We start from the raw sequence: 25,256 nt of genomic DNA, 5'->3' as shown, positions 1-25,256 counted from the left end.
CGGCCGGGGCGGCCGCCGGGGCGGGGGCGGGCGCGGGAGGGGCGGCCGGAACGGGAACGGCCGCCGGGGCCGGCGCGGGTGCCGGGGCCCAGCCGGGGCCGTTGACGAGGTGGCCGAGCCGGTCGCGCCAGCTGCCCGCCCTCGCGAGGTCGCGCGCGATGGCGGCGTACTCGTGGGTGGCGACGCGCAGCGGGTTGTACGTCGCGATGTTCTTCGTCAGGCCGTAGACGGGGCGCTCGGTCTCGGCGGTGAAGGAGCCGAAGAGGCGGTCCCAGACGATGAGGATGCCGCCGAAGTTGCGGTCGAGGTAGCTGCCCTGCGACGCGTGGTGGACGCGGTGGTGCGAGGGCGTGTTGAGCACGAACTCCAGCGGCCGGGCCAGCTTGCCGATGCGCTCGGTGTGGATCCAGAACTGGTAGACGAGGCTGACCGACGAGCAGAAGGCGAGCGCCGCCGGGTGCACGCCGAGCGCGACGAGCGGCAGGTAGAACGGCCAGGACGTCAGGCTCGTCCAGGGCTGCCGGAGCGCGGTGGAGAGGTTGAAGTTCCGGCTGGAGTGATGCACGACGTGGCAGGCCCACAGCAGCCGGACGACGTGGTGCCCGCGGTGCGACCAGTAGTAGAAGAGGTCCTGTGCGAGCAGCATCAGCAGCACCGTCCACCAGTGCACCGGCACCCGCAGCGGGGTGAGGGCGTAGAGGGCGGAGTACACGGCGACGATCGGGATCTTCCACAGCGCGTCGGTGAGCAGGCTGCCCAGGCCCATCGACAGGCTCGCGGCGGTGTCCCGGCCCGCGTACCCGGCGGCGTCCTCGTCGGGGTGAACGCGGTAGCTGACCATCTCCACGACCGTGAGCAGCACGAAGGCGGGTATCGACCACAGGACGACATCGGGCAGTTGCGGCATGCGCGCACCATAGAGGCACGTCCCGGGCGGGCACCAGAGGTTGTTACCGATTGGTACGGTCGCGTACGCGTCAACACGGCGGGGCGCCGCGCGGTCCCGCGGTCCGGACGGGGATGATCCACTGTCGGCGCGGCGCCGTATCCTCCTGACCATGCTGGACAACCCGACCGCGCCGCCCCTGCCCACGCCCTGGCCCGAGAGCTACCCCGGGGGCTACGCGGTGGTCGACGTCGAGACCACCGGTCTGGGCCGGGACGACCGGATCGTGTCCGCCGCGGTCTACCGCCTCGACGCCCGCGGGGATGTCCAGGACCACTGGTATTCGCCGGTCAACCCGCAGCGCGACCCGGGCCCGGTGTGGATCCACGGGCTGACGGCCGCCGCGCTCGCCGACGCCCCGCTCTTCCCCGAGGTCGCGGACGAGCTGGCCGAACGCCTCGCGGGCCGCGTGCTGGTGGCCCACAACGCGGTCTTCGACTGGTCGATGCTGGCCCGCGAGTACGCCCGCGCCCGGTCGGCGGCGCCGGTCGAGCAGCGGCTGTGCACGATCGTGCTGTCCAAGGAGCTGCGGCTGCCGCTGGCCAACCACAAGCTGGAGTCGCTGGCCGCGCACTACGGGGTGGTCCAGCAGCGCGCCCACCACGCCCTGGACGACGCCCGGGTGCTCGCCGAGGCCTTCCGGCCGAGCCTGCACCTGGCCGCAGCCGCGGGGCTGCCGCTGCCGCTGCACACGTGCCGCCCGCTGACGGAGTGGGTCGACGCCCCGGTGCCCGCGCCGCGTTACGGGCGGCTGTACGGGTCGGGCCCGCGCTCCGGCTGGCGGCCGGCCCGCAGGCGCCCGGCGTGCCCGTACCCGAACCCGGGGCGGCTCACGCGGGGCGGGGCGCTCGTGCAGGGGATGCGGGTGGCCTTCTCCGGCGACACCGGGATAGACCGCGAGCTGCTGGAGGACCGGGCGACGGACGCGGGGCTGCACGTGGCGTCGTCGGTGAGCCGGCTCACCAGCCTGCTCGTCACCAACGACCCGGATTCGCCCACGAGCAAGGCGGCCAAGGCCCGGGAGTACGGGACGCCGGTGATCGACGAGCGGGAGTTCACCGAGCTGCTCAAGGCGGTCACCCCGGCGCAGGACGTGCACGGCTGACGGTGCAGGACGTGCCCGGCTGACCGCGCGGGACGTGCACGTCCTGCGGGTGCACGGCCCGCGGCGCGGGCGGGTACGGGCCCCGGCGTACGGCCGCCGTCCGGGTGGCAGTCGGGCAACACTCCGGCACGCGGGTTGCCCGGGCCGTCCGCGGACCGCAGCCTGTGCCCCATGGCACGATGCGAAGTCTGCGGAAACGATTATGCGATGACGTTCGAGGTGCACGCGCAGGGCGCAGTGCACGTCTTCGACTGCTTCGAGTGCGCCGCCCACCGGATGGCGCCGATCTGCGAGCACTGCCGGGTGCAGATCCTCGGGCACGGCGTCGAGGTCGACGGCCACTTCTACTGCTGCGCGCACTGCGCCGCCGCGGAGGGCGCCGCCGGCATCGTCGACCACGTCGAGTCCCCCGCCCCGGCCTGAGACCCGGGCCACCGCCCGGCGGGTCTGCGGCGGCCCGCCGGAGACCCCTACCCGCGGGCGCCCCGCGGCCGGGTTGTACCGTCGTGGGGTGTACCGCTTCCTGCTGTCCCGCCAATGGGTCGTCCTCACCCTCGTCGGCCTCGTGCTGATGCCGGTGATGGTCAGACTCGGCTTCTGGCAGCTGCACCGGCACGAGCACCGGGTGGCCAACAACCACCTCATCGCCGCGGCTCTCAAGGCCGCACCGGTCCCGGTGGAGTCGGTCACCTCGCCCGGTTTCCAGGTGCCGCACGAGGACCTCTACAAGACCGTCACCGCGCGCGGCCACTACGACACCGCCCACGAGGTCGTCGCCCGGCACCGCACCGCGGGCAACTCCGGCTCCGACGACTCCTCCGGCGGCGGCGAGCAGGTCGGCTACCACGTCATCACCCCGCTCGTCCTGGACGACGGCCGCGCGGTGCTGGTCAACCGCGGATGGGTCGCGCCCGGCGACGACCCGACGAAGTTCCCCAAGATCGCCCCGCCACCGTCCGGCGAGGTCACCGTCACCGGGCGGCTGCGCCCGGACGAGACCAGCGCCGCGACCGGCATCCGCAACCGCACGGGCCTTCCCGACCGGCAGATCATGCTGATCAACGGCACGCAGGTGAAGAGCGCCGGCCACCTCACGGCGCAGGTGCTCGGCGGATACCTGGAGCTGGTGTCCCCCGTGCCGAAGCCCGGCCCCGGGCAGCCCGGCCCCGTCCCCGAGCCTGACCACCAGAGCATCGGCCCGCACATGGCGTACGCGATCCAGTGGTGGCTGTTCACCGCGATGGTGCCGGTCGGCTGGGTGGTGCTGCTGCGTCGGCAGCGCGCGGAGATCCTCGCCGAGCGCGCGAAGCAGGCCGCGGAGCCGGCCGAGCCGCACGAGCCGGAAGGCAGTGTTCCGGTAGCGGTGCGGTAGCCGCACCAGCACACTCGACACCAGGACCGGAAGCGACGAGGCGGGGCCGTGCCAGGACGTATCGAGGACTACGCACTCATCGGGGATCTCCAGACCGCCGCGCTCGTCGGCCGGGACGGATCGGTCGACTGGCTGTGCCTGCCGCGCTTCGACTCCGCCGCGTGCTTCGCGGCGCTGCTCGGCGACGAGGACAACGGCCGCTGGCGGATCGCCCCGCTGGACGGCACGTCCGACGAGTGCAGCGAGCGCTCCTACCGCGGCGACACCCTCGTCCTGGACACGGTCTGGCACACCCCGGACGGCACGGTCAAGGTCACCGACTTCATGCCGCAGCGCGACCACGCGCCCGACCTCGTACGAATCGTCGAGGGCGTGTCCGGCGAGGTCGCCGTGCGCAGCGAGCTGACGCTGCGCTTCGACTACGGCAGCGTCGTGCCGTGGGTGCGCCGCACCAACCACCAGCGGGTCGCGGTCGCCGGGCCCGACGCCGTATGGCTGCGCACCGAACCGCCGCTGCCGATGTACGGCAAGGACATGCGCACGTACGCGGACGTCACCGTCGCGGCGGGCGACCGGGTCGCCTTCGTCCTGACCTGGCACTCCTCGCACACCGGCACACCGCACCGGATCGACCCCTTCGAGGCGCTGGACCAGAGCGTCGAGGACTGGGAGCAGTGGTCGGCGAAGTGCTGCTACCAGGGGCCGTGGCGGGACGCCGTGCTGCGCTCCATGATCACCCTCAAGGCGCTCACCTACGCGCCCAGCGGCGGCATCGCCGCGGCCGCGACCACCTCGCTGCCCGAGGAGATCGGCGGGGTGCGCAACTGGGACTACCGCTACTGCTGGCTGCGCGACGCCGCGCTGACGCTCAACGCGCTGGTCTCCGGCGGCTTCCTCGCCGAGGCGCAGGCCTGGCGCGACTGGCTGCTGCGGGCCGTCGCCGGCGACCCGGCCGACCTGCAGATCATGTACGGCATCGCGGGCGAGCGGCGGCTCACCGAGTACGAGGTCCCCTGGCTCAAGGGGTACGCGGGCTCCGCCCCGGTGCGGGTCGGCAACGCCGCGGCCGGCCAGCTCCAACTGGACGTCTACGGCGAGGTGCTGGACTCCCTCTTCCTGGCCAGGAACAGCGGCCTGCGCGACGAGCCGCACGCCTGGAACCTGCAGCGCGCCCTCATGGAATTCCTGGAGGGCAAGTGGCGCGAGCCCGACGAGGGGCTGTGGGAGGTGCGCGGCCCGCGCCGGCACTTCGTGCACTCCAAGGTCATGGCGTGGGTCGCGGCGGACCGCGCGGTGCGCACCCTGGAGGCGCACCCCAAGCTGCGCGGCGACGCGGACCGCTGGCGCTCCATGCGCATGCAGGTGCACGCCGAGGTGTGCGAGAAGGGCTACGACGCCGAGCGCAACACCTTCACGCAGTCCTACGGCTCCGCCGAGCTGGACGCCGCCACGCTGCTGATCCCGCAGGTCGGCTTCCTGCCGGCGACCGACCGGCGGGTGGCCGGCACGGTCGAGGCGGTCCGCCGCGAGCTGGACCACCAGGGCTTCGTACGGCGCTACTCCCCCGGCGCCGGGAACGTCGACGGGCTGCCCGGCAGCGAGGGCGCCTTCCTCGCCTGCTCGTTCTGGCTCGCCGACGCGCTGCACGCCACCGGACGCAAGGACGAGGCCACCGAACTCTTCGAACGGCTGCTGACCGTACGCAACGACGTCGGGCTGCTCGCCGAGGAATGGGACCCGGTCGCCGGGCGCCAGCTGGGCAACTACCCGCAGGCGTTCAGCCATGTCGGCCTGGTCAACACCGCTCTCGCCCTCACAGGACTCGACGGAAGGACGCCCTGAGATGGACCTCGGACTCAAGGACCGGGTGTACGTGGTGACGGGCGGCGGGCGCGGCCTCGGCCTCGCCGCCGCCCGCGAACTCGCCGCGGAGGGCGCGAAGGTCGTGGTCTCCGGGCGCACCGCCGCGACGGTGGACGCCGCCGCGGCCGAGATGGGCGGGCCCGAGCGGGCGCTCGGCGTCGTCGCGGACAACGCGGACCCGGCGACCGCCGAGACGCTGCTCGCCACCGCCCGCACCCGGTTCGGGGCGCTCGACGGAGTGCTCATCAGCGTCGGCGGGCCACCCGCCGGGGCCGCGGCCGACATGACGGACGAGCAGTGGCTCGCCGCCTTCCAGTCCGTCTTCCTCGGGGCGGTACGGCTCGCCCGCTCCGCCGCGGCGTCCCTCGGCGAGGGCGGCGTCATCGGGTTCGTGCTCTCCGGCTCCGTCCGGGAGCCCATTCCGGGGCTCGCGATCTCCAACGGGCTGCGGCCGGGGCTCGCCGGCTTCGCCAAGACCCTCGCCGCGGAGGTCGGTCCCCGCGGGATCCGGGTCGTCTGCCTGCTCCCCGCGCGCATCGACACCGACCGCGTGCGCGAGCTGGACTCCCTCGCGGGCGACCCCGACGCCGCGCGCGCCGGCCACGCCGCCCGCATCCCCCTGCGCCGCTACGGCACCCCCGAGGAGTTCGGCCGCACCGCGGCCTTCCTCCTCTCCCCCGCGGCCTCCTACCTGACGGGCATCGTGCTCCCCGTGGACGGCGGAGCGCTGCACTCCCTGTGAGGACTCCCCGTCAGGCGCCGCTCCGGGTCAGGTGACCCGGCTCGCCCGGTGGCGGACGGGCCTCAGCCGCGCCTCGGCCGGCAGGGTGTCGAGGCCCGCGGAGGTGCGGGCGCGGTCGAGGACGTGGGAGTCGAGGCCGGCGACGACGTCCTCGGGGGTCGCGCGGGGTTCGAGGCCGAGGACGAGGCGGGCCTCGGGCGAGTTGCGCCGCCCGGTGAGCCGCGCCCCCGCCCACTCGACGCCTTCCGCTTCCTCCGCCTCGGCGCGCAGCACGGTCTCCAGGGCGCGACCGCGCAGCAGCGCGCCCTGGCCGTCGCCGCTGTCGATCCTGATCTGCCGCAGCCGCCGGCTGCGGAACTGGGCGAGCAGCCACCACAGGCCGGCGAGGAAGAGGACGCCGAGCACGGCGAAGACGACCGGCCACCACCAGCCGTCGGAGCGGTAGCGGGTCCTGCTGCGGTCGGTGAGCAGCACGTCCTTGGGCCCGGTGAAGGGCCACCAGCCGGGCATCGTGAAGCCCCAGTGGCGCTGGAGGTCGAGGCTGCCGACGAGCACCGACAGGCCGAGCACCAGCAAGGCCAGCCCGATCAGGGCGAGCAGCACCCGGTTGACGGTCGTCCGCACGGCGCCCTCACCCCTTCTTCTCGGCCCGGTGGAGGTGGATGTGCAGGTGCGGCGCCCTGGCGAGTCCCAGCTGCCGCACGGCCTCGCCGAGCGCGGCCGTCAGGTCGTCGCGCACCTCTTCCAGTTCGCGGAAGTGGGAGAAGGCGCGGGCCTTGATACGGCGGCGGCCGACCTCGACGCGGGCCGAGCGCACCCCGGAGACCTCCATCGCCCGGTCGCGCAGCACGAGCGCGGCGGCGCGCCGGTCGAGCCCGGCGCGGACCCCGTCCGCCCCGTTGCGCGCCATGGGCAGCAGGCCGCGCTCGCCGGGGGTCAGGGCGAGGACCAGCAGCCACAGCCCGAGGGCGGCGCAGACCGCGGCGCCCACGATGATCCAGACGTTGTCGAGGTGCCGGGTGGCGAGCTCGTCGGCGAGGGTCTTGCGCCACTGCATCGCCTGCCGGTCGGCACGCACCGACGCGATGTCGTAGAGGAAGAGCCCCGTCAGCCCCAGGCCCACGGCGGCGGTGAGCGCGGCGGGGACGCGGCGGCCGGCCCAGAAGCGGCGGACCTTGGGGCCCTCTCCCCCGCCGGGCAGCCCGGACGTCACCGCGTAGGGCTTGATGACGGTCCGCTGGGCGATGCTGGCCCGGGCGTTCTCCTCGTCGGACTTGCCCGGGTCCTGCTCGCGGTATTCGTAGCTGCCGCCGCTGCCGCCGCTGTCGTCGCTCACTCCACCCTCCCCTCGTCACGCTCGGCCGCCGTGGAGTGCAGTCGCTCCACGTCGACGGCCACCTCGGGTACATCCATACCCGTCAGGGACTCGACTCTCCCCGTGACATGGCGGCGGACCGTGCCGCAGACCGCGCCGATGTTCGCCGGGTAGCCGAGTTCGAGGGTCAGCCGGAGCCGGGCGGTGTCCTTGCGCACGGACACCGAGGCGTGCGGGCGGGCGTCGCGCGGGACGAGGTCGGCGCCCGGCGCGTCCGTGAGGACCTCACCCGCGGCCTGGGCGGCGATCTTGGCTACGACCCGGTCCGCGATACGCAGCGCCCCGCGCTCGGCCGCGGGGAGCTGTCCGGGAACCGCCGGTGCCATCAGCGCCGCCGGTCACGGTCGCGGTCGCGGTCCCTGGTGCGGAAGAAGTCCCCCGGTTCGAGGTCCCCGTCGAAGAACTTGCCCGCCACGAAGCCGACCGCCCCGAGCAGCGCCACCACGAGGAACGCGCCGAAGCCGCCGAAATAGCCGGCGAACCCCAGTGCCATGCCGGCCGCGAGGCCGATCACCGCCATGCTCATCGTCCGCTCCAGGTCCGTCTCGCCGCTTCAGGTGCCGGGTGCCGGGCAGTCGCCACTACTGGACCCGCTGCTCACGGTCGTCATCATCGTCGTCGTCGGGCAGCTTGACGTCGCCCACGGCGATATTGACCTCGACGACTTCGAGGCCGGTCATCCGCTCCACCGCCGCGATGACGTTCTCCCGCACCGCGCGGGCGACATCGACGATGGAGACGCCGTACTCGACGACGATGTCGAGGTCCAGCGCCGTCTGCACCTCGCCGACCTCGGCCTTGACGCCGCGGGTCGCCGAGCGCGTGCTGCCCGGGACGCGGTCGCGCACCGCGCCGAACGTCCGGGACAGGCCCGTGCCCATGGCGTGCACGCCCACCACGTCGCGCGCGGCGAGCCCGGCGATCTTCTCCACCACGCCGTCCGCGATGGTGGTGCGGCCCCGGCTCGCGGGGTCGCCGAGTGCCTTGCGCGCCGCGCCGCCCGCCGTTCCCTTGTCGAGGGTCCGGCCGCCGTCGCCTGCGGCCGAGCCCTCGGGCTCCGGCCGGTTGTGCTGCCCGCTGTCCGTCATCGCGAGTCGTCCCTTCGTATGGGCTGCTCCGTGCACCACACTATGTGCGCATGCCCCGGAGCGCTCCGGGGATGCGTCCAGAGGAGACCGCCACCACCCCCGATCGAGTGGTTGCACACCGGAAGGCGATGAGACCTGGTGACCATGGACCGACTGGCCAGGACGGTACGGGAACAGGTCGCGCTGGGACGCCTGCTGCCGCTGGGCGAGGCGGAGGACTCCGCCTGGATCACCGAGAGCGCCGCCGTCGCCGCGCTGCGCCGGACGGCTGACGCGCTGCCGGGCGTACGGCTGGGCGCGCTGGTGATCGAGCTGGACGGGGACGGCGACAGGGCCGACGGCGCGGCGGACGGCGGACCACGGGGCCTGCCGGGAGGCGCACCGGGCGGGGCATCGGGCGGCGGTGCGGGCGGTGGGCCGGGCGAGGGGGCGTCAGGAGCCGTCGCGGCCAGGTCCGAAGGGGCCGCGCCGGTGGGCGCCCTGCCGTACGGGCCGCTGCGGATCACCGCGGACTTCGCGGCCACGCCGGACGACCCGCTGCCGCGCACCGCGGAACGGCTGCGGGCCGTGCTGTGGGCGTCCGCGCGGGAGGGCCTCGGGGTGCCGGTGCGCTCGGTCGACCTCGCGGTGACCGCGCTGCTGGACGAGCTGCCCGCGCCGGACGCGGTGCTGGAGGGCGTGGTGGTCGAGGGCGAGGGCCCGCCGGAGGTCACGGACGGGGCCGCGGGCGGGCCCGCCGACCGGGTCGCGGCGGCCGCGCTCGCGGTGCCCGGCGTGCTGCGGCTGTCCCGGCGGCTGGCGGGCTTCGGCACGGGTGTACGGGTACGCGACACGCCGGACGGCCGCCGGGTGCAGGTGCAGCTGACGGTGGCGGCGGGGAACCGCCCGTACGCGGTGGCCCGCGCGGTGTCCGCCGCCGTCACGGCCGCGGCGGCGGACGGCGCGCCGGGCCCGGTCGCGGCGGCGGTCGTGGTGACCGGAACGCAGTGATCCGGGCCCGCCGGCCCTGCCCGCGGCCCGGCTACTCCGCCGCGCCCGCCAGATCCCGCAGCCGCCGGCCCTGGGCGGCGCGCTCGGCCGCGTACTGCGCGTCCTCGGCATGGGACCGGGCGGTACGGAGCAGGGCCTTCGTCTCGTTGACGGCGTCGCGGGGCGGGGCGAGCAGCGCGGCGGTCAGGTCGGCGACGGCGGCGTCCAGCTCGGCGGCGGGCACCACGAGGTTGGCGAGCCCGGTGCGCTCGGCCTCGTCCGCGTGCACGGAGCGGCCGGTCACGCAGATCTCCAGCGCGCGGCCGTAGCCGACCAGCTCGGCGAGCGGCTTGGTGCCGGTGAGGTCGGGCACCAGGCCCAGGCTGGTCTCGCGCATGGCGAACTGCACGTCGTCCGCACACACCCGCAGGTCGCAGGCCAGCGCGAGCTGGAATCCGGCCCCGATGGCATGGCCCTGGACGGCGGCGACCGTGATCAGGTCGGTACGCCGCCACCAGGTGAAGGCCTGCTGATACCCGGCGATGGTCGCGTCCAGCTCGCCCGCGTCGCCGCGCCCGAGATCGAGGAACGACGGACCGCCGTCGAAGCCCTCGGGCGTGAACGCCTGCCGGTCGAGGCCGGCGGAGAAGGACGGCCCCTCGGCGCGCAGCACCGCGACCCGTACCTGCCCCGGCAGCAGCCGTCCCGCTTCGGTCAGCGCCTGCCACAGGGCGGGCGACTGCGCGTTGCGCTTGGCCGGGTTGCACAGGGTGATGGTGGCGACGGTGCCGGTGCCGTCCAGCGCCAGCCGGATTCCGTCGCGTTCGAGCAGGATGGTGTCTTTGGGCATCGGTGACCTCCGAACGGACCGCGTGCGTGATTACCGAAGAGTAACCAACAGCTCGGCACGCAGTCGCGCAGGGTCGGGGGGCGCCCGCCCGTCAGGACCGGGCTCAATCGCCCGGTCAGGCTGTGACCAGCCACGACCAGCCCGTAGGGGCGAGGTCAGGCGGTGACGGCCTTCTTGCCCCGTGTCGCTCCGCCGCGACCGCGCAGGGTCACGCCGGATTCGCTGAGCATCCGGTGCACGAAGCCGTAGGACCGGCCGGTCTCCTCGGCCAGTGCCCTGATGCTCGCACCGGAGTCGTACTTCTTCTTCAGGTCTGCCGCGAGCTTCTCGCGCGCGGCGCCGGTCACCCGGCTGCCCTTCTTCAGAGTCTCGGCCACCCGTGCCTCCTCCAGGGAAGTGCGCTATGGACTCTCATGATCACCCCTAGGCGCTCTCCTGGCCACCCATTCGACAAGGTCTGTCACGGGACATTCACCGCGTGAATCCCGCGATAGCCGACGAAGAACGTTCCGCGGCGCGCGATTTTCGCAGCAGAATTCCCGGCCGAGAAGGGCGCCCGCACGAGAGCAGCAGGTCAGCGGGCATCCGTAAGGTGTTTGCCGACGTCACGCCACTGATCGCCTTGAGACGTCCGCGCATGGCGCGGGGTGGGCGCGAGTACCAGTCGGACTCACACAGATGACGGACGCGCGGTGGGCCGAATGATCCAACGGGCATGATCGTCCGGCGAGCGCGGTGACCGCCGGACGCTCCCGCGGCGGACGCCGGGCCGCCGCGGAGGGGCCGTCAGGCGAGCGCGACCAGGTCCGCGTAGTCCTGGCCCCAGAGGTCCTCGACGCCGTCCGGGAGCAGGATGATCCGCTCCGGCTGGAGCGCCTCCACCGCGCCCTCGTCGTGGGTGACCAGCACGACCGCGCCGGTGAACGTGCGCAGCGCGCCCAGGATCTCCTCGCGGCTGGCCGGGTCCAGGTTGTTCGTCGGCTCGTCGAGCAGCAGCACGTTGGCGCTCGACACGACCAGCGAGGCCAGCGCGAGCCGGGTCTTCTCGCCACCGGACAGCACGCCGGCCGGCTTGTCGACGTCGTCGCCGGAGAAGAGGAAGGAGCCGAGGATCTTGCGTATGTCCACCAGATCGGTGTCGGGGGCGGACGAGCGCATGTTCTCCAGCACCGTGCGGTCCGGGTCCAGCGTCTCGTGCTCCTGCGCGTAATAGCCGAGCTTCAGGCCGTGGCCGGGCGTCACCTCGCCCGTGTCGGGCGTCTCCACCCCGGCCAGCAGCCGCAGCAGCGTGGTCTTGCCCGCGCCGTTCAGCCCCAGGATCACCACGCGCGAGCCCCGGTCGATCGCCAGGTCCACGTCCGTGAAGATCTCCAGCGAGCCGTACGACTTCGACAGGCCGCTCGCCATCAGTGGTGTCTTGCCGCAGGGCGCCGGGTCCGGGAAGCGCAGCTTGGCCACCTTGTCCGAGACGCGCACCGCTTCCAGACCGGAGAGCAGCTTGTCCGCGCGCCGCGCCATGTTCTGCGCCGCGACGGTTTTGGTGGCCTTCGCGCGCATCTTGTCGGCCTGCGAATTGAGCGCGGCGGCTTTCTTCTCCGCATTCGCGCGTTCCCGCTTGCGGCGCCTCTCGTCGGCTTCCCGCTGCTGCTGGTAGAGCTTCCAGCCCATGTTGTAGACATCGATCCCGGCGCGGTTCGCGTCGAGATAGAAGACCTTGTTCACGACGGTCTCGATGAGGTTCACATCGTGCGAGATGACGATGAATCCGCCGCGATAGGTCTTCAGGTAGTCGCGCAACCAGCTGATCGAGTCCGCGTCGAGGTGGTTCGTCGGCTCGTCCAGCAGCAGGGTGTCGGCGTCCGAGAACAGGATGCGGGCGAGCTCCACGCGGCGCCGCTGGCCACCCGACAGGGTGTGCAGCTGCTGCCCGAGGATGCGGTCGGGCAGACCGAGCGCCGCCGCGATGGTCGCCGCCTCGGCCTCGGCGGCGTAGCCGCCCTTGGTGAGGAATTCCGTTTCCAGGCGCGCGTATTTCTTCATCGCGTTCTCGCGGGTGGCGCCCTTTCCGTTCGCCATCCGCTCCTCGTTCTCGCGCATCTTGCGCAGCACGACGTCGAGGTCGCGGGCGCCGAGGATGCGGTCGCGGGCGAGGATGTCGAGGTCGCCGGTGCGGGGGTCCTGGGGGAGGTAGCCGACCTCCCCGGACCGCGCGACGCTCCCGGCCGCCGGCTGGCCCTCGCCGGCCAGCACCTTGGTCAGGGTCGTCTTCCCGGCGCCGTTGCGGCCGACCAAACCGATGCGATCGCCTTTGGCGACCTGGAAGGAGGCGGACTCGATGAGGATGCGGGCGCCGGCGCGCAGCTCGATGCCGGAGGCGGTGATCACGAGGCCAGTCTACTGGCCCGCTCCCCTCTTCCTTTTGCCGCCCAGCGGCGGGGGCGCCCCGGGGTGCCCCTTGCGGTGGGGGCCGCGACCTTGCCGTGCGTGATGGGCTGGTCGCGCAGTTCCCCACGCCCCTGATGGCTTGGCCTCTCCGCGCAGGGGGAGCGTTTTCAGGGGCGCGGGGAACTGCGCGGGCAACCCACCACCGAGGGAAGATCGCGACGCCCACCGCAAGGGGCAGGTCAGGGCGTGCCCGTGTGGACCTGGAAAGCCGCTTTGCGCATGGCCTTCGCCAGGGACGGGTCGGGGTGGGCGGCGGCGAGGGCGACGAGGACCTGGACGGTGCGGGGGTGGCCGACGTCGCGGACCTCCTCCAGGAGTCCGCGGACGGAGCCCTGGACCGCTGTGTCGAGGTGGCTCACCAGCAGGTGGTCCTCGCCGTGGTCCGCGACCGCGGCCGCTGTGTCGACCCACAGCCACGTCGCCTCCTCGCGGGTGAGGAGGCCCGTCGCGGTGTCCGGGTCGTCGCCGTCGAGCTCGGCGAGCCAGAGGACCGCGTACGGGCGGAGCACCGGCTCGTCCACGACCGCCCGCACCGCGGGCTCCGCGGGGTCGCCGACGGCCCGCAGCGCCTCGAAGGCGAGCCCGCGCAGCAGCGCGTCGTCGCCCCGGGCGGTGTCGAGGAGCTCGGCGACGGCGGGCGCGACGGGGCGCGCGGCGAGCCAGGCGCGGTATTCCGCGCGGGCGGGGCCGGGCGAGAGCCGGGAGCAGGCCCGCAGCATGGTCGCGGCGGACTGCTCCATGTGCCCGGCGGGCCCCTGCGCGGCGACGCAGATCTGCTCCAGCTTGACCCACACCGCCCAGCTGCCCAGCGGGGTGAGGGCGACCTCGTCGGGGCGCTCGGGGTCGCGCGGCTGGAGCGCTCCCACCCGGGCGACGGCGTCGAGCGTCCAGTCGAGCAGCGTCGGCAGCGGGTCGCCGGCGCCGTCGGCGGGCGGCTCGTGCCGCTCGGTGCGCAGCTCGGCGACACGCTGCCGCAGCAGGTCCAGCAGCGTGTCGATCGGGACCGGCCCGTTGGACAGGTGCAGGAAGGACAGCAACTGCGGTGCGGCCTCTATGACTTCGGCGACCAGCGCCGGGTCGGGGCCGGTGCGGTCGCCGGGCAGGAAGGGGTGGGCGAGCGACCACGCGTCGAAGAGCGCGACCCAGCCGCGCAGCACCGCCGTGTCGTCGCTGTCCCAGGCACGCAGCCGCCAGCCGGGCACCGCGGCGCCGCCGTGCAGTTCGACGAGGCCGGAGAGCCGGGCGTGGTCCCAAGCGGTGCGGATCAGCCGGGGTGTCAGGTCCAGGTCGGCGGCGGCGCGGTCGAGCGCCTCGGCGGAGAGTATGCCGGTCGGTCCCGCGGCGCCCGGCGCGGTGCCCGCCCAGCGCGCGAGCCGTACGGCGGTGCCGAGTTCGGCTCGGGCGAGCCGGGCGAGATCCGGCAGCGGAGGGGTGCCTTCGGGCGGTCGGGCAGGCCGCGACCTGCGCGTTGTCGCGGTCCTGCGGGCCGCGGTGAGCGGCCGCCGGGGAACGAGGCGGAGCGGAGTGTCTCGCGGGCTACGGGACGTCACTTGAGCAGTCTCGTACGTGCAGGCCCAGATTCCCAATCGGGCGGGGATTCCCGCGGTGACGCGCTCACATGAGCGGGGTGAGGAAGCGTCGCAGCGTCTCCTCGTAACCTGCCGGATCGGCGTTCCACATCGCGCCGTGCTGGGCGCCGCGGACGGTGTGCAGCACCACCGACTCCGGGTGGCGGGCGGCGAGTTCGCGAGAGGCGTCCCAGGGCGCGAGGGTGTCGTCGGGGCCGTGGAGGAGCAGGGTCGGGACGGTGGGCGGGGCAGGGTCGGCCGGGGCCGTGCCCTCGCGCAGCGGCTGCACCCGGCGGCCCTCGGCGGCGCGCACCGCGAGCTGGGTCAGCGGGGCGGGCAGGCCGTGCGACTCCGCGGCCGCGGACACCGTGGCCCGCCAGTCCAGCACCGGCGAGTCCAGCACGAGACCGGCGACCCGGGCCCGTACGGCCGACAGCCGCTGGGCGTGCAGGGCCATCGTGGCGCCGACCGACCAGCCGTACAGCACGAGGCGCTCGGCGCCGTACTCGATCGCGTAGCGCATCGCCGCGTCCAGGTCGCGCCACTCGGTACGGCCCAGGTGGCCGATGCCGTCCGCGGGCCGCGGGGCCTCCGGGTCGCCGCGGTAGCCGAGGACGAGCTGGGTGAAGCGGTGGTGGTGCAGCGTCGGCAGGACGTTCATCGCGTGCTCGCGGGTCGCGCCGAGGCCGTGCACGGTGATCACCCAGGTGCTGCGGGCGCCCGGCAGGTACCAGGCGGGCAGCGGGCCCAGCTCGCCGGGGACCGCGACGTCGGTGAAGTCCAGCCCGAGCGCGGTCCGCGGGTCCCCGCGGTGCACCTGCGGGGTGAGGCGGACGGCGGTGCCCTGGTCGAGGGAGCCGTGCGGGACGGCGAGCAGCTTGCGGGTCACCGCGTAGGCGGTGCTGTCGACGACGTCGCCGGCGATGGCGTGCAGGCCGGTGTCCGCGGTGAGGCCGTACACGCCGCGGCGCGCGGAGGCGGCGGTGCGGGTGAGGGTGACGCGGTCCTCCGTGACCGCGTGGACGGTCACCGCGCCCTCCGGGGCGGGGCCCTCGGCGGGCGGCCGCAGGGCAAAGCGGGAGCCGTACCGGCCGGCCACCACGAGGGCGGCGGTGCCGGCACCCAGCACGGTCGTGGCTGTCGCCACGGCGGTTCTCAGTCGCATCCCGTCCAGTGTTGCGCGCGCCCGCGCCCCCGGCCATCCGAACACCCCCTGCGGGGTGACCCGGCCTCGCGCTCGAGCTGCCCCTTGCGGCGGGTGCCGCGGCCTTCCCCCGGTGGGGGCTGGGGGCACCTCCCGGGCGAAGCTCCGGGGGAGCGCAGTTCCCCGCGCCCCCTGGTGGTTGCCTCGCTGCGCTGGGCGAGCGTTTTTCAGGGGCGCGGGGAACTGCGCGACCAGCCCACCACCGGCGGAGGGTCGCGGCACCCGCCGCAAGGGGCAGCTCAGCGCGGCTGGCCGTACGTGGCGAGAGCCGCGGACGCGGCGGCCAGGTCGTCCGGGGAGAGGGTCCGCGGACGGCCCGCGGAGGTGGCGAGGAGCCAGACGCGGCTCATCCATTCGAGCTGGGCGGTGTGCTCGTAGGCCCGGGAGAGGGAAGTGGCGTAGGCGAGGGTGCCGTGGTTGGCCAGGAGGCACGCCGTGCGCCCCCGGAGTGCGGCGACCGCCCCCGCCGCGAGCTCGTCCGTGCCGTAGAGCGCGTAGGGCGCGACGCGTACGGGCCCGCCGAGCGCGGCGGTGACGTAGTGGACGGGCGGCAGTTCGTCCGTGAGAAGGGTCACCGCGGTGGCGTGCGGCGCGTGCGTGTGGACGATCGCGCCGGCGTCCGTGGCGCGGTAGACGGCGAGGTGGAGCGGCAGCTCGCTGGTGGGGCGCAGCTCGCCGCGCACCTGGCGCCCGTCGAGGTCGACGGCGACGGCGTCCGCGGGGCGCAGCCGCTCGTACGGCACCCCCGTGGGCGTCACGACGACCAGTTCGCCGACGCGCGCGGAGACGTTGCCGGACGTGCCGACGACGAGCCCGTCGGTGACGCTGCGGCGGGCCGTCCCGACGACGTCCTCCCACGCTTCAGCGAGAGCATCCTGCACGGTGGCTCCTTCCGTTGCCGAGGCCCGGCACGGGCATTGTCACCGTCTCCGCACCCCTGCGGTTGTAGCACCGTTTGTATACCGCGGTGACGATCACCGTTGCCATTTCATTCATCGGCCTGTCATGTTGGCACCACGAGTCCCCCACCAGTTCACCTCCCGTTCATGAACGGTCCGTACGGTCGGCTCGCCACTGTCCGATCGAACGATTGCCTGGGTCCATGGAACACATGACGCTCCTGATCGGAATCGTCATCGCCACCGCTCTCGCGTTCGATTTCACGAACGGTTTCCACGACACCGCCAACGCGATGGCCACGACCATCTCGACCGGCGCCCTCAAGCCCAAGACGGCGGTGGCCATGTCCGCCGCGCTGAACCTCGTCGGGGCCTTCCTGTCCGTCGAGGTCGCCAAGACCATCTCCGGCGGCATCATCGACGAGTCCGCGGGCGTCAGACCGCAGATGATCTTCGCCGCGCTGGTCGGCGCGATCGTCTGGAACATGCTGACCTGGCTGGCGGGGCTGCCCTCCAGTTCCTCGCACGCGCTGTTCGGCGGGCTGATCGGCGCGACGCTGGTCGCGGTCGGCCGGCACGGCGTGCACGGCGACGCCGTCGTCATGAAGGTCCTGATACCGGCGCTCGCCGCTCCCTTCGTGGCGGGCCTCGCCGCCTTCGCCGCGACCCGGCTCAGCTACCGGCTGGACCGCAAGGCCGACCCGCGGGCGACGGCGAAGGGCTACCGCGCCGGGCAGATCGCCTCGGCCGGGCTCGTCTCGCTCGCACACGGCACCAACGACGCGCAGAAGACCATGGGCGTGATCACCCTCGCGCTGATCACCGGCGGCGTCGTCGCCCCGCACTCCGACCCGCCGCTGTGGGTCATCGTCTCGGCGGGCGCGGCGATCGCGCTGGGCACGTACATCGGCGGCTGGCGGATCATCCGCACGATGGGCAAGGGCCTCACCGACATCCAGCCGCAGCAGGGCTTCGCGGCGCAGACCGGCGCCGCCGCCACCATCCTGGCCTCCTCCCACCTGGGCTTCGCGCTGTCCACCACGCAGGTGTGCTCCGGCTCGGTCATGGGCGCGGGGCTGGGCCGCAGCGGCGCGGTGGTGCGCTGGAGCACCGCGGGGCGGATGGTCGCCGCGTGGGCGCTCACGCTGCCCGCGGCCGGGCTGGTCGGCGCGGGCGCCGCGCTGCTGGCCGACCAGGGCAACTGGGGTGTGGCCGCGGTCGCCGTACTGGGGCTCGCGGTGTGCGCCGCGATCCGTACGGCGGCGCGCCGCAGGCCCGTCACGCACGCCAACGTCAACGACGACATCGCCGAAGGCACCGGCACCGGCACCGAACCGCAGGGCGCGGTGACCGCGGCCATCGCCGCCGTGATCCCGCCGCCGGCCGGCGCCCCCGCCCCCGCCCCCACCGCGACCGTCTGACCTCGACCCGAAGGAGCCTTCCATGAGCATCGACTGGCACGCCCTCGGCACGGTCCTGGTCGTCACCCTGCTGTCCACCGTCGGCCTGGTCGGCGTCTTCACCCTCGGCGTGGTCGGCCTGTCCCGGCCCGCGGCCGGCCCCGGCGGCGTGGCCGCACGCGGCGGCGCGTACGCGTGCTTCGCCGCGTGCGCGGCGGCGGTCGCGTGGGGGATCTGGCTGATCGTCGCCAAGTAGCGCCCGGGCGCATCGCTCGCCGCGGCGGCGGGGTGTGGACCTCACCACACTCCGTCGCCGCAGGTCAAGGGCAGGTTGACGCGGTCGTGGCGACCGTGGTGGACTTCCCGGTGCCATACGGCGGCAGGAGAGGAAGTCCGGTGCGAATCCGGCGCGGTCCCGCCACTGTCACCGGGGAGTGCACTCCCGAACCCGTACGTCACGGCCGGTTCACCGGCTGGAAGACCCGGGAGTGCGTAGATCCGGGAGCCAGGAGACTCTCACCGCCGGTCACGTCGAACCAGGGCGCGGACCCTGAGTGAGGACAACAGCCATGCCCGGCGCCACTCCCCCACCGACCTGTTCCGTTCCGTCCCCGCGAGGAGTGACGGCGGTCTGAGCCATGCGTGCCGATCGCTCCTACGCGTACGGCGCCGCGCTCGGCTTTCTCGGCGATCTCGTCGCGGGTGACCCGCGCCGCGGCCATCCGGTCGCGGCGTTCGGGCGCGCGGCGGGTGCGCTGGAGCGCCGGATGTGGCGTGACGACCGGCTCGCCGGTGCCGTGTACGCGGCGCTGTGCGCCGGGGCCGCGGCGTCCGCCGCCGGGCTCGCTGCGCGTACCGCCCGACGCTCCCCCGCCGCCTCCACCGCGCTGGCCGCGGCCTGCACCTGGGCCGTGCTCGGCGGCACCTCGCTGGCCCGCGAGGCCCGGGCGGTGGGCGCCGCGCTCGAAGCGGGGGACCTCGACGCGGCCCGGGCCCGGCTGCCGCACCTGTGCGGGCGGGACCCGCAGCACCTGGACGCCGCCGGGATCGCCCGCGCGGTCGTCGAGTCCGTCGCCGAGAACACCTCGGACGCGGTCGTCGGCGCCCTGGTGTGGGGCGCGGCCGCGGGTCCCGCCGGGCTCGCCGGCTTCCGCGCCGCCAACACGCTGGACGCGATGGTGGGCCACCGCTCGCCGCGCCATCTGCGGTTCGGCTGGGCCGCGGCCCGGCTCGACGACGCGGTGGGCTGGCCCGGTGCCCGCCTCACCGCGGCCCTCGCCGTCCTCGCGGGCCCGCACCCGCGCGCCGCCTGGCGCACCTGGCGCCGCGACGCCGCCGCCCACCCGAGCCCCAACGCGGGCCCGGTGGAGGCCGCCTTCTCCGGCGCCCTCCGCATCCGCCTGGGCGGCACCCTCTCGTACGCGGGACGGACCGAGCACCGCGCCGTCCTGGGCGCGGAATTCCCGCCGCCGGGGGTGGCGGACATCGAGCGGGCCATCGCCCTGTCCCGCCGGGTCTCGGCCCTGGCGCTGGGCCTGAGCGTGCTGCCCTCCCTGCTGAGCGCCGACGCGGCCGGGGCACGGGGGTCCCGGCCCCGCCGGACTCGCCGTACGGACGTCTCGCCGCTGCGGCGGAAGGAAGGGGCCGCAACCTCCGCCCCGCCCGCGCCGCAGGAGCGGTCCGCGGCCGTCGGGGCGGGTCCGGCTCGCACTCCGCCGCGGCGCCGGGAAGGGGTACGCGCGGCCGTCGCCCCGCCCGCACCGCGGGAGCGGCGCACGGCCCCGGTCCTCCTTCCGCCTCGACGGCGGGAAAGGATGCGCCCAGCTCCGCCCACGCCGCAGGAGCGGCGCACGGCCGCCGGGGCGGCCCCGGCCCTCCTTCCCCCGCGACGGCGGGAAAGGGTACGCGCGGCCGTCGCCCCGCCCGCCCCGCAGCCGCGGCGCGCGGCCACCGCAGAAGCCAGAGCCCTCGCTCCGCCGCGACGGCGAGAAGCACGTACGGGCGGCCCGGCGGTGCCGAACGCACCGCGGCCCGGCCGCCGTCGAGGGGAGGCGTCGTGAAGGGTCTGATGGTCGCGGGCACCGCGTCCGACGCGGGGAAGAGCGTGGTCACCGCGGGGATATGCCGGTTCCTGGTGCGGCAGGGCGTGCGGGTCGCCCCCTTCAAGGGGCAGAACATGTCGCTCAACTCCTTCGTCACGCGCGACGGCGCGGAGATCGGGCGGGCCCAGGCCGTGCAGGCGCAGGCCGCCCGGGTTGAGCCGTCGGCGCTGATGAACCCGGTGCTGCTCAAGCCGGGAGGCGACCGCAGCAGCCAGGTGGTGCTGCTGGGCAAGCCGGTGGGCGAGATGTCGGCCCGCGGTTACCACGGCGACGGGGGGTTCCAGGGCGAGTTGGTGGACGTCGTCGCCGACTGCCTGGCGCAGCTGGCGCGTTCGTACGACGCGGTCGTCTGCGAGGGCGCCGGCAGCCCCGCGGAGATCAACCTGCGGCGCACCGACATCGTCAACCTGGGCCTGGCGCACCGCGCGAAGCTGCCCGCGCTGCTGGTGGGCGACATCGACCGCGGCGGCGTCTTCGCGGCGTTCTACGGGACGACCGCGCTGCTGCCGCCCGAGCAGCAGGCGCTGCTCGCCGGCTACGTGGTGAACAAGTTCCGCGGCGACGTGACGCTGCTGGAGCCGGGCCTGGAGATGCTGCGCGGGCTGACGGGCCGCCCGACGCTGGGCGTGCTCCCGTACGCGCGGGGCCTCGGCATCGACGAGGAGGACGGCCTGCACGTCCGCGAGCACGCGGCGGGCGAGCCGTACGGGCACGAGACGCTGCGGGTCGCGGTGGTACCGCTGCCGCTGATGTCGAACTTCACGGACCTGGACGCGCTCGCCGCCGAGCCCGGCGTGGAGGTGCGCTTCACCGACCGGGCCGCGGACGTCGCCGCCGCCGACCTGGTGGTGCTGCCCGGCACCCGCGGCACTGTGCGGGCCCTGGAGTGGCTGCGCGCCCGCGGCCTCGCGGCGGCGGTGGAGCGCCGCGCGGCGGCCGGCCGCCCGGTGCTGGGCATCTGCGGCGGCTTCCAGATCCTGGCCGAACGCATCGAGGACGACGTCGAGTCGAAGGCCGGTACGGTCCGCGGCCTCGGCCTGCTGCCGGCCCGGGTGCGCTTCGCCGCCGCCAAGACGCTGGCCCGGCCCGCCGGTTCGGCGTACGGCGAGGCCGTCGAGGGCTACGAGATCCACCACGGGGTGGCCGAACTGGGGGCTGGGGGCGAGCCGTTCCTCGACGGGCTGCGCGTCGGCGCGGTGTGGGGCACCCACTGGCACGGCTCGCTGGAGTCGGACGGCTTCCGCCGGGCCTTCCTGCGCGAGGTCGCGGTCGCCGCGGGCCGCGCCTTCGAGCCCGCGCCGGACACGGACTTCGCCGCGCTGCGCGAGGAGCGGCTCGACCGGCTCGCCGACCTGGTCGCCGAGCACCTGGACACCGCCGCGCTGCTGCGGCTCATCGAGGACGGCGCGCCCGCCGGCCTCCCCTTCGTCCCACCGGGGGCACCATGACGACCGTTCTGCTGCTGTCCACCGCCGACACCGACCTGCTCGCCGCCCGCGCCGCCACGAGCGACGGCGCCGTCTACCGCATCGCCAACCCCTCCCGGGTGGACCCGGGTTCCGACCTGCCCGGCCTGCTGGCGGGCGCCGATCTCGTCGTGGTGCGGCTGCTGGGCGGGCGCCGGGCGTGGGAGGAGGGCCTCGCGGTGATCGCCGCGTCCGGGGTGCCGTCGGTGCTGCTGGGCGGCGAGAGCGTGCCGGACGCGGAGCTGATGGCGCTGTCGACGGTGCCCGCGGGTGTCGTCGCGCAGGCGCTGCGCTACCTCGTGGAAGGCGGCCCGGCGAACCTGGCGGAGCTGGCGCGCTTCCTGTCCGACACCGTGCTGATGAGCGGTGAGGGTTTCGAACCGCCGTGCGCCATGCCGCAGTTCGGGGTGCACGGCGACGACCGCGGCCACGACCCGGCGCGCCCCACGGTGGCGGTGCTCTTCTACCGGGCGCACGAACTGTCCGGCAACACCGCCTTCGTGGACACGCTGTGCGCGGCGGTCGAGGCGCGCGGCGCCAACGCACTGCCGGTGTACTGCGGTTCGCTGCGCGGCGCGGACCCCGCGCTCTTCGCGCTGCTGGGCCGGGCGGACGCGATCGTGGCGACGGTCCTGGCGTCCGGCGGCACGGTCGCGGCGGACGCGTCGGCCGGCGGTGACGACGAGGCGTGGGACATCGGCGCGCTCGCCGGACTGGACGTGCCCGTGCTGCAGGGCCTGTGCCTGACGACGTCGCGCAAGGCGTGGCGGGAGTCGGACGCGGCGCTGTCGCCGATGGACGCGGCGATGCAGGTGGCCATCCCGGAGTTCGACGGGCGGCTGATCACCGTGCCGTTCTCGTTCAAGGAGACCGGCGAGGGCGAGGTGCCGGTGTACGTCGCCGATCCGGAGCGGGCCGCGCGCGTCGCGGGCGTCGCCGTACGGCACGCGGCCCTGCGGCACGCCCCGAACGCGCGCAAGAAGATCGCGCTGGTCTTCACCGCCTACCCGACCAAGCACTCCCGGGTCGGCAACGCGGTCGGCCTGGACACCCCCGCCTCCGCGGTGCGGCTGCTGGCGGAGCTGCGGGCGGCCGGCTACGACACGGGCGAACACCCGCAGGACGGCGACGAGTTGATTCACCGGCTGATCGCCGCCGGCGGGCACGACGTGGAGTGGCTGACCGAGGAGCAGCTCGCCGCCGCCCCGGCCCGGGTCCCGCTCGCCGACTACCGGCGCTGGTTCGACGGGCTGGACGAGAGCCTGCGCGCCTCGATGCTGGAGCACTGGGGCGAGCCGCCGGGCTCGCTCTACGTGGACGGCGACGACATCGTGCTGGCGTCGCTGCGCTTCGGAAACGTCGTGGTGCTGATCCAGCCGCCGCGCGGCTTCGGGGAGAACCCGATCGCGATCTACCACGACCCCGACATGCCGCCGTCGCACCACTACCTGGCGGCGTACCGCTGGCTCGACCGCACCTTCGGCGCCGACGCGATCGTGCACCTGGGCAAGCACGGCACGCTGGAGTGGCTGCCCGGCAAGGGACTCGGCCTGTCCGCCGGGTGCGCGCCGGACGCGGTGCTCGGCGAGATCCCGCTCGTCTACCCCTTCATCGTCAACGACCCGGGCGAGGGCACGCAGGCCAAACGGCGCGGCCACGCGACCGTGGTGGACCACCTGGTGCCGCCGATGGCGCGCGCCGACTCCTACGGCGACCTCGCCAAGCTGGAGCAACTCCTCGACGAGTACGCCCTGGTGAACGACCTGGACCCGGCGAAGGCCCCGGCGATCCGCGGCCGGATCTGGGAGCTGGTGCGGGCCGCGGAGCTGCACCGGGACCTGCACGTCGACGAGCAGCCCGGCGAGGACGACTTCGACGACTTCGTGCTGCACGTCGACGGCTGGCTGTGCGAGATCAAGGACGTCCAGATCCGCGACGGCCTGCACATCCTGGGCGCAGGTCCCGTCGCCGGGGCGCGCGTCAACCTCGTGCTGGCGGTGCTGCGTTCGGCCCAGGTGTGGGGTGGCAGGGGCGGCGCCCTGCCGGGCCTGCGGGCCGCGCTCGCCGAGCATGTCGGGCTGGTGGAGAAGGAGTTGCTGGCCGCTCCGGGCGAACCCCTCGCCGTACCGCCCGCGTTGACGGCGCTCGCGGAGGGGCCCGCGCGCAGCGCGTCCGACGCGGTCGACCTGCTGGAGCAGGTGGCGCGGCGGCTCGCGGAGACGATGGAGGCGCGCGGCTGGGCGCCGGGCGCCGCGGCCGCGACCGTACGGGAGGTGCTGGGCGCCGAAGTCCCCGCGGCGGCAAGGGTGCTGGACTTCGCCGCGACGGAGGTCGTGCCGCGGCTGGCCCGCACGAGCGACGAACTGGGCCACATCCTGCGGGCCCTGCGCGGCGGCTACGTGCCCGCGGGGCCGTCCGGCTCCCCCACCCGGGGGCTGGTCAACGTGCTGCCGACCGGGCGCAACTTCTACTCCGTCGACCCCAAGGCGATCCCCTCCCGGCTGTCGTGGGACGTCGGCTCCGCGCTCGCCGAGTCGCTGCTCGCCCGGCACCTCGCCGACCAGGGCGCCTACCCGAAGTCGGTGGGCCTGACGGTGTGGGGCACGTCCTGCATGCGCACGCAGGGCGACGACATCGCCGAGATCCTCGCGCTGCTGGGCTGCCGCCCGGTGTGGGACGACGCCTCCCGCCGCGTCACCGGCTTCGAGGTCGTCCCGGCCGCCGAGCTGGGCCGCCCGCGTATCGACGTCACCGTGCGCATCTCCGGCTTCTTCCGCGACGCCTTCCCGCACGTCGTCGCCCTCGTCGACGACGCGGTGCGGACGGTCGCCGAGCTCGACGAGGACGCCGCCGCCAACTACGTCCGCGCGCACGCCGACGAGGACACCGCGGAGCACGGCGACCGGCGGCGCGCCACCGCCCGCATCTTCGGTTCCAAGCCCGGCGCGTACGGCGCGGGCCTGCTGCCGCTCATCGACGCCCGCAACTGGCGCTCGGACGCCGACCTCGCCGAGGTCTACGCGGTGTGGGGCGGCTACGCGTACGGCCGCGGCCTCGACGGGCGCGCCGCGCGCGGCGACATGGAGGCCGCCTTCCGGCGCATCCAGGTCGCCGCGAAGAACGTCGACACGCGCGAGCACGACCTCGTCGACGCGGACGACTACTTCCAGTACCACGGCGGCATGGTCGCGATGGTCCGCCACCTGACCGGCTCCTCACCCGAGGCGTACGTCGGCGACAGCGCCCTCACCGACCAGGTCCGCACCCGCACGCTCGGCGAGGAGACCCACCGCGTCTTCCGCGCCCGCGTCGTCAACCCCCGCTGGATGGCGGCGATGCGGCGGCACGGCTACAAGGGGGCGTTCGAGATGGCCGCGACCGTCGACTACCTGTTCGGCTACGACGCGACGGCGGGCGTCGTGGACGACTGGATGTACGAGCGGCTCGCCGCGGAGTACGTCTTCGACGCGCAGAACGCGGACTTCATGCGGAAGTCCAACCCGTGGGCGCTGCGGGGGATTTCGGAGCGGCTCCTCGAAGCGGCGGACCGGGGCCTGTGGGCGGCCCCGGATCCGGAGAGCATCGCGCGTCTGCGCGAGACCTACCTCGCCCTGGAGGGCGACCTGGAGGGGGAGGCATGAGCGGCACCCCGCGGGGCGGCTACGCGCCGCCGGGCTCCCCTCCGTTGCCGGGTACGGGGCCCTGCGCGCACCCTCCCCCTGCCTCCGGCGGGGGGACCCCCACCCCTGCGCCCGGCGGGGGGACCACCGGCCCTGCGCCCGGCGGGGGGACCACCGGCCCTGCGCCCGGCGGGGGGACCACCGGCCCTGCGCCCGGCGGGGGAACCACCGGCCCTGCGGGA

The 25,256-nt window shown here is 74.6% G+C and carries 22 protein-coding genes, 1 pseudogene and 1 riboswitch; of the genes and pseudogenes, 11 read left to right on the top strand and 12 right to left on the bottom strand.

The features are described from left to right. A partial coding sequence (locus IH54_RS0130395) for a sterol desaturase family protein (protein WP_031522998.1) occupies window positions 1-907 on the bottom strand: 907 nt, incomplete at its 3' end. A 151-nt stretch (window positions 908-1,058) separates the two neighbouring features. On the opposite strand from IH54_RS0130395, the gene IH54_RS0130390 reads away from it, so the two are divergent. The 5 genes from IH54_RS0130390 to IH54_RS0130370 all read left to right on the top strand — a co-directional run bounded on the left by IH54_RS0130390 (window position 1,059) and on the right by IH54_RS0130370 (window position 6,028). Further along, window positions 1,059-2,051 carry a DEDDh family exonuclease gene (locus tag IH54_RS0130390; protein WP_031522996.1) on the top strand — a complete coding sequence of 331 codons (993 nt, stop codon included), beginning with the start codon at window positions 1,059-1,061 and terminating at the stop codon, window positions 2,049-2,051. Window positions 2,052-2,222: 171 nt separating this feature from the next. Continuing rightward, on the top strand, window positions 2,223-2,474 hold the full coding sequence (locus tag IH54_RS0130385) for a hypothetical protein (protein WP_078862645.1): 252 nt from the start codon (window positions 2,223-2,225) through the stop codon (window positions 2,472-2,474). An 88-nt stretch (window positions 2,475-2,562) separates the two neighbouring features. Beyond that, window positions 2,563-3,423, top strand: a complete 861-nt coding sequence (locus IH54_RS0130380; RefSeq protein WP_031522992.1) for an SURF1 family protein — start codon at window positions 2,563-2,565, stop codon at window positions 3,421-3,423. Between the two features lie 48 nt (window positions 3,424-3,471). Continuing rightward, window positions 3,472-5,265: a glycoside hydrolase family 15 protein gene (locus tag IH54_RS0130375; protein ID WP_031522989.1), complete on the top strand. Its 1,794-nt coding sequence runs from the start codon at window positions 3,472-3,474 to the stop codon at window positions 5,263-5,265. Window position 5,266: 1 nt separating this feature from the next. Then, window positions 5,267-6,028: an SDR family oxidoreductase gene (locus IH54_RS0130370; RefSeq protein WP_031522987.1), complete on the top strand. Its 762-nt coding sequence runs from the start codon at window positions 5,267-5,269 to the stop codon at window positions 6,026-6,028. 27 nt (window positions 6,029-6,055) lie between these two features. Here IH54_RS0130370 and amaP read toward each other — a convergent pair whose 3' ends face one another. From amaP to IH54_RS0130345, 5 genes are all read right to left on the bottom strand, one after another. After that, entirely contained in the window at window positions 6,056-6,652 is a 597-nt protein-coding gene (amaP, locus tag IH54_RS0130365) for an alkaline shock response membrane anchor protein AmaP (RefSeq protein WP_031522985.1), read from the bottom strand. A gap of 7 nt (window positions 6,653-6,659) precedes the next feature. Continuing rightward, the gene (locus IH54_RS0130360; RefSeq protein WP_234344041.1) at window positions 6,660-7,256 is read right to left on the bottom strand and encodes a DUF6286 domain-containing protein; all 597 of its coding nucleotides are present in this window, start codon (window positions 7,254-7,256) and stop codon (window positions 6,660-6,662) included. Between the two features lie 104 nt (window positions 7,257-7,360). After that, on the bottom strand, window positions 7,361-7,729 hold the full coding sequence (locus tag IH54_RS0130355; RefSeq protein ID WP_031522981.1) for an Asp23/Gls24 family envelope stress response protein: 369 nt from the start codon (window positions 7,727-7,729) through the stop codon (window positions 7,361-7,363). Continuing rightward, the gene (locus tag IH54_RS0130350) at window positions 7,729-7,929 is read right to left on the bottom strand and encodes a hypothetical protein (RefSeq protein WP_031522979.1); all 201 of its coding nucleotides are present in this window, start codon (window positions 7,927-7,929) and stop codon (window positions 7,729-7,731) included. The genes IH54_RS0130355 and IH54_RS0130350 overlap by 1 nt, the downstream gene beginning before the upstream one ends. Window positions 7,930-7,984: 55 nt before the next feature. Next, window positions 7,985-8,491, bottom strand: coding sequence for an Asp23/Gls24 family envelope stress response protein (locus IH54_RS0130345; protein WP_031522977.1), 507 nt, complete (start codon window positions 8,489-8,491; stop codon window positions 7,985-7,987). Window positions 8,492-8,629: 138 nt separating this feature from the next. On the opposite strand from IH54_RS0130345, the gene IH54_RS0130340 reads away from it, so the two are divergent. Then, window positions 8,630-9,481: a nucleopolyhedrovirus P10 family protein gene (locus IH54_RS0130340; protein WP_420711809.1), complete on the top strand. Its 852-nt coding sequence runs from the start codon at window positions 8,630-8,632 to the stop codon at window positions 9,479-9,481. Window positions 9,482-9,512: 31 nt separating this feature from the next. On the opposite strand, the gene IH54_RS0130335 is transcribed toward IH54_RS0130340, so the two are convergent. From IH54_RS0130335 to IH54_RS0130310, 6 genes are all read right to left on the bottom strand, one after another. Continuing rightward, window positions 9,513-10,310: an enoyl-CoA hydratase/isomerase family protein gene (locus IH54_RS0130335; RefSeq protein WP_031522972.1), complete on the bottom strand. Its 798-nt coding sequence runs from the start codon at window positions 10,308-10,310 to the stop codon at window positions 9,513-9,515. Window positions 10,311-10,465: 155 nt separating this feature from the next. Further along, complete coding sequence (locus IH54_RS0130330; RefSeq protein ID WP_031522969.1) at window positions 10,466-10,687, bottom strand: helix-turn-helix domain-containing protein; 222 nt, start codon at window positions 10,685-10,687, stop codon at window positions 10,466-10,468. A gap of 409 nt (window positions 10,688-11,096) precedes the next feature. After that, window positions 11,097-12,695 (bottom strand): ABC-F family ATP-binding cassette domain-containing protein, encoded by a 1,599-nt coding sequence (locus IH54_RS0130325; RefSeq protein ID WP_031522966.1) that lies wholly within the window; start codon window positions 12,693-12,695, stop codon window positions 11,097-11,099. Between the two features lie 239 nt (window positions 12,696-12,934). Continuing rightward, on the bottom strand, window positions 12,935-14,305 hold the full coding sequence (locus IH54_RS0130320; protein ID WP_031522963.1) for a hypothetical protein: 1,371 nt from the start codon (window positions 14,303-14,305) through the stop codon (window positions 12,935-12,937). Between the two features lie 64 nt (window positions 14,306-14,369). Continuing rightward, window positions 14,370-15,488: an alpha/beta hydrolase gene (locus IH54_RS0130315; RefSeq protein WP_031522960.1), complete on the bottom strand. Its 1,119-nt coding sequence runs from the start codon at window positions 15,486-15,488 to the stop codon at window positions 14,370-14,372. Between the two features lie 278 nt (window positions 15,489-15,766). Further along, window positions 15,767-16,408 carry a class II aldolase/adducin family protein gene (locus tag IH54_RS0130310; RefSeq protein ID WP_031522958.1) on the bottom strand — a complete coding sequence of 214 codons (642 nt, stop codon included), beginning with the start codon at window positions 16,406-16,408 and terminating at the stop codon, window positions 15,767-15,769. 221 nt (window positions 16,409-16,629) lie between these two features. Between IH54_RS0130310 and IH54_RS0130305 the strand changes: the two genes are divergently transcribed. The 5 genes and pseudogenes from IH54_RS0130305 (at window position 16,630) to cobN (ending at window position 25,035) form a co-directional block, all read left to right on the top strand. Continuing rightward, window positions 16,630-17,847 (top strand): inorganic phosphate transporter, encoded by a 1,218-nt coding sequence (locus IH54_RS0130305; RefSeq protein WP_031522955.1) that lies wholly within the window; start codon window positions 16,630-16,632, stop codon window positions 17,845-17,847. Window positions 17,848-17,869: 22 nt separating this feature from the next. Next, window positions 17,870-18,082, top strand: coding sequence for a hypothetical protein (locus IH54_RS0130300; protein ID WP_031522953.1), 213 nt, complete (start codon window positions 17,870-17,872; stop codon window positions 18,080-18,082). A 128-nt stretch (window positions 18,083-18,210) separates the two neighbouring features. After that, a riboswitch (cobalamin riboswitch) is annotated at window positions 18,211-18,342 on the top strand. 122 nt (window positions 18,343-18,464) lie between these two features. Further along, window positions 18,465-19,406, top strand: a pseudogene (locus tag IH54_RS47220) (cobalamin biosynthesis protein); the annotation flags it as partial. Between the two features lie 488 nt (window positions 19,407-19,894). Beyond that, entirely contained in the window at window positions 19,895-21,376 is a 1,482-nt protein-coding gene (locus IH54_RS0130290) for a cobyric acid synthase (RefSeq protein WP_031522947.1), read from the top strand. Then, entirely contained in the window at window positions 21,373-25,035 is a 3,663-nt protein-coding gene (gene cobN / locus IH54_RS0130285) for a cobaltochelatase subunit CobN (protein WP_031522944.1), read from the top strand. Before IH54_RS0130290 ends, cobN begins: the two co-directional genes overlap by 4 nt. The last annotated feature ends 221 nt before the right edge of the window (window positions 25,036-25,256 follow it).

It is taken from the genome of Streptomyces sp. NRRL F-5123 (assembly GCF_000721495.1).
GTDB lineage: Bacteria > Actinomycetota > Actinomycetes > Streptomycetales > Streptomycetaceae > Actinacidiphila.
This window is presented reverse-complemented; position numbering and strand designations above follow the sequence as displayed.

Coding starts and splice junctions, on each gene's coding strand:
- IH54_RS0130305 (WP_031522955.1), top strand. CDS start 16,630: ATGGAACACATGACGCTCCTGATCGGAATCGTCATCGCCACCGCTCTC.
- IH54_RS0130385 (WP_078862645.1), top strand. CDS start 2,223: ATGGCACGATGCGAAGTCTGCGGAAACGATTATGCGATGACGTTCGAG.
- IH54_RS0130300 (WP_031522953.1), top strand. CDS start 17,870: ATGAGCATCGACTGGCACGCCCTCGGCACGGTCCTGGTCGTCACCCTG.
- IH54_RS0130390 (WP_031522996.1), top strand. CDS start 1,059: ATGCTGGACAACCCGACCGCGCCGCCCCTGCCCACGCCCTGGCCCGAG.
- IH54_RS0130345 (WP_031522977.1), bottom strand. CDS start 8,491: ATGACGGACAGCGGGCAGCACAACCGGCCGGAGCCCGAGGGCTCGGCC.
- IH54_RS0130355 (WP_031522981.1), bottom strand. CDS start 7,729: ATGGCACCGGCGGTTCCCGGACAGCTCCCCGCGGCCGAGCGCGGGGCG.
- IH54_RS0130350 (WP_031522979.1), bottom strand. CDS start 7,929: ATGAGCATGGCGGTGATCGGCCTCGCGGCCGGCATGGCACTGGGGTTC.
- IH54_RS0130315 (WP_031522960.1), bottom strand. CDS start 15,488: ATGCGACTGAGAACCGCCGTGGCGACAGCCACGACCGTGCTGGGTGCC.
- cobN (WP_031522944.1), top strand. CDS start 21,373: ATGACGACCGTTCTGCTGCTGTCCACCGCCGACACCGACCTGCTCGCC.
- IH54_RS0130370 (WP_031522987.1), top strand. CDS start 5,267: ATGGACCTCGGACTCAAGGACCGGGTGTACGTGGTGACGGGCGGCGGG.
- IH54_RS0130335 (WP_031522972.1), bottom strand. CDS start 10,310: ATGCCCAAAGACACCATCCTGCTCGAACGCGACGGAATCCGGCTGGCG.
- IH54_RS0130290 (WP_031522947.1), top strand. CDS start 19,895: ATGGTCGCGGGCACCGCGTCCGACGCGGGGAAGAGCGTGGTCACCGCG.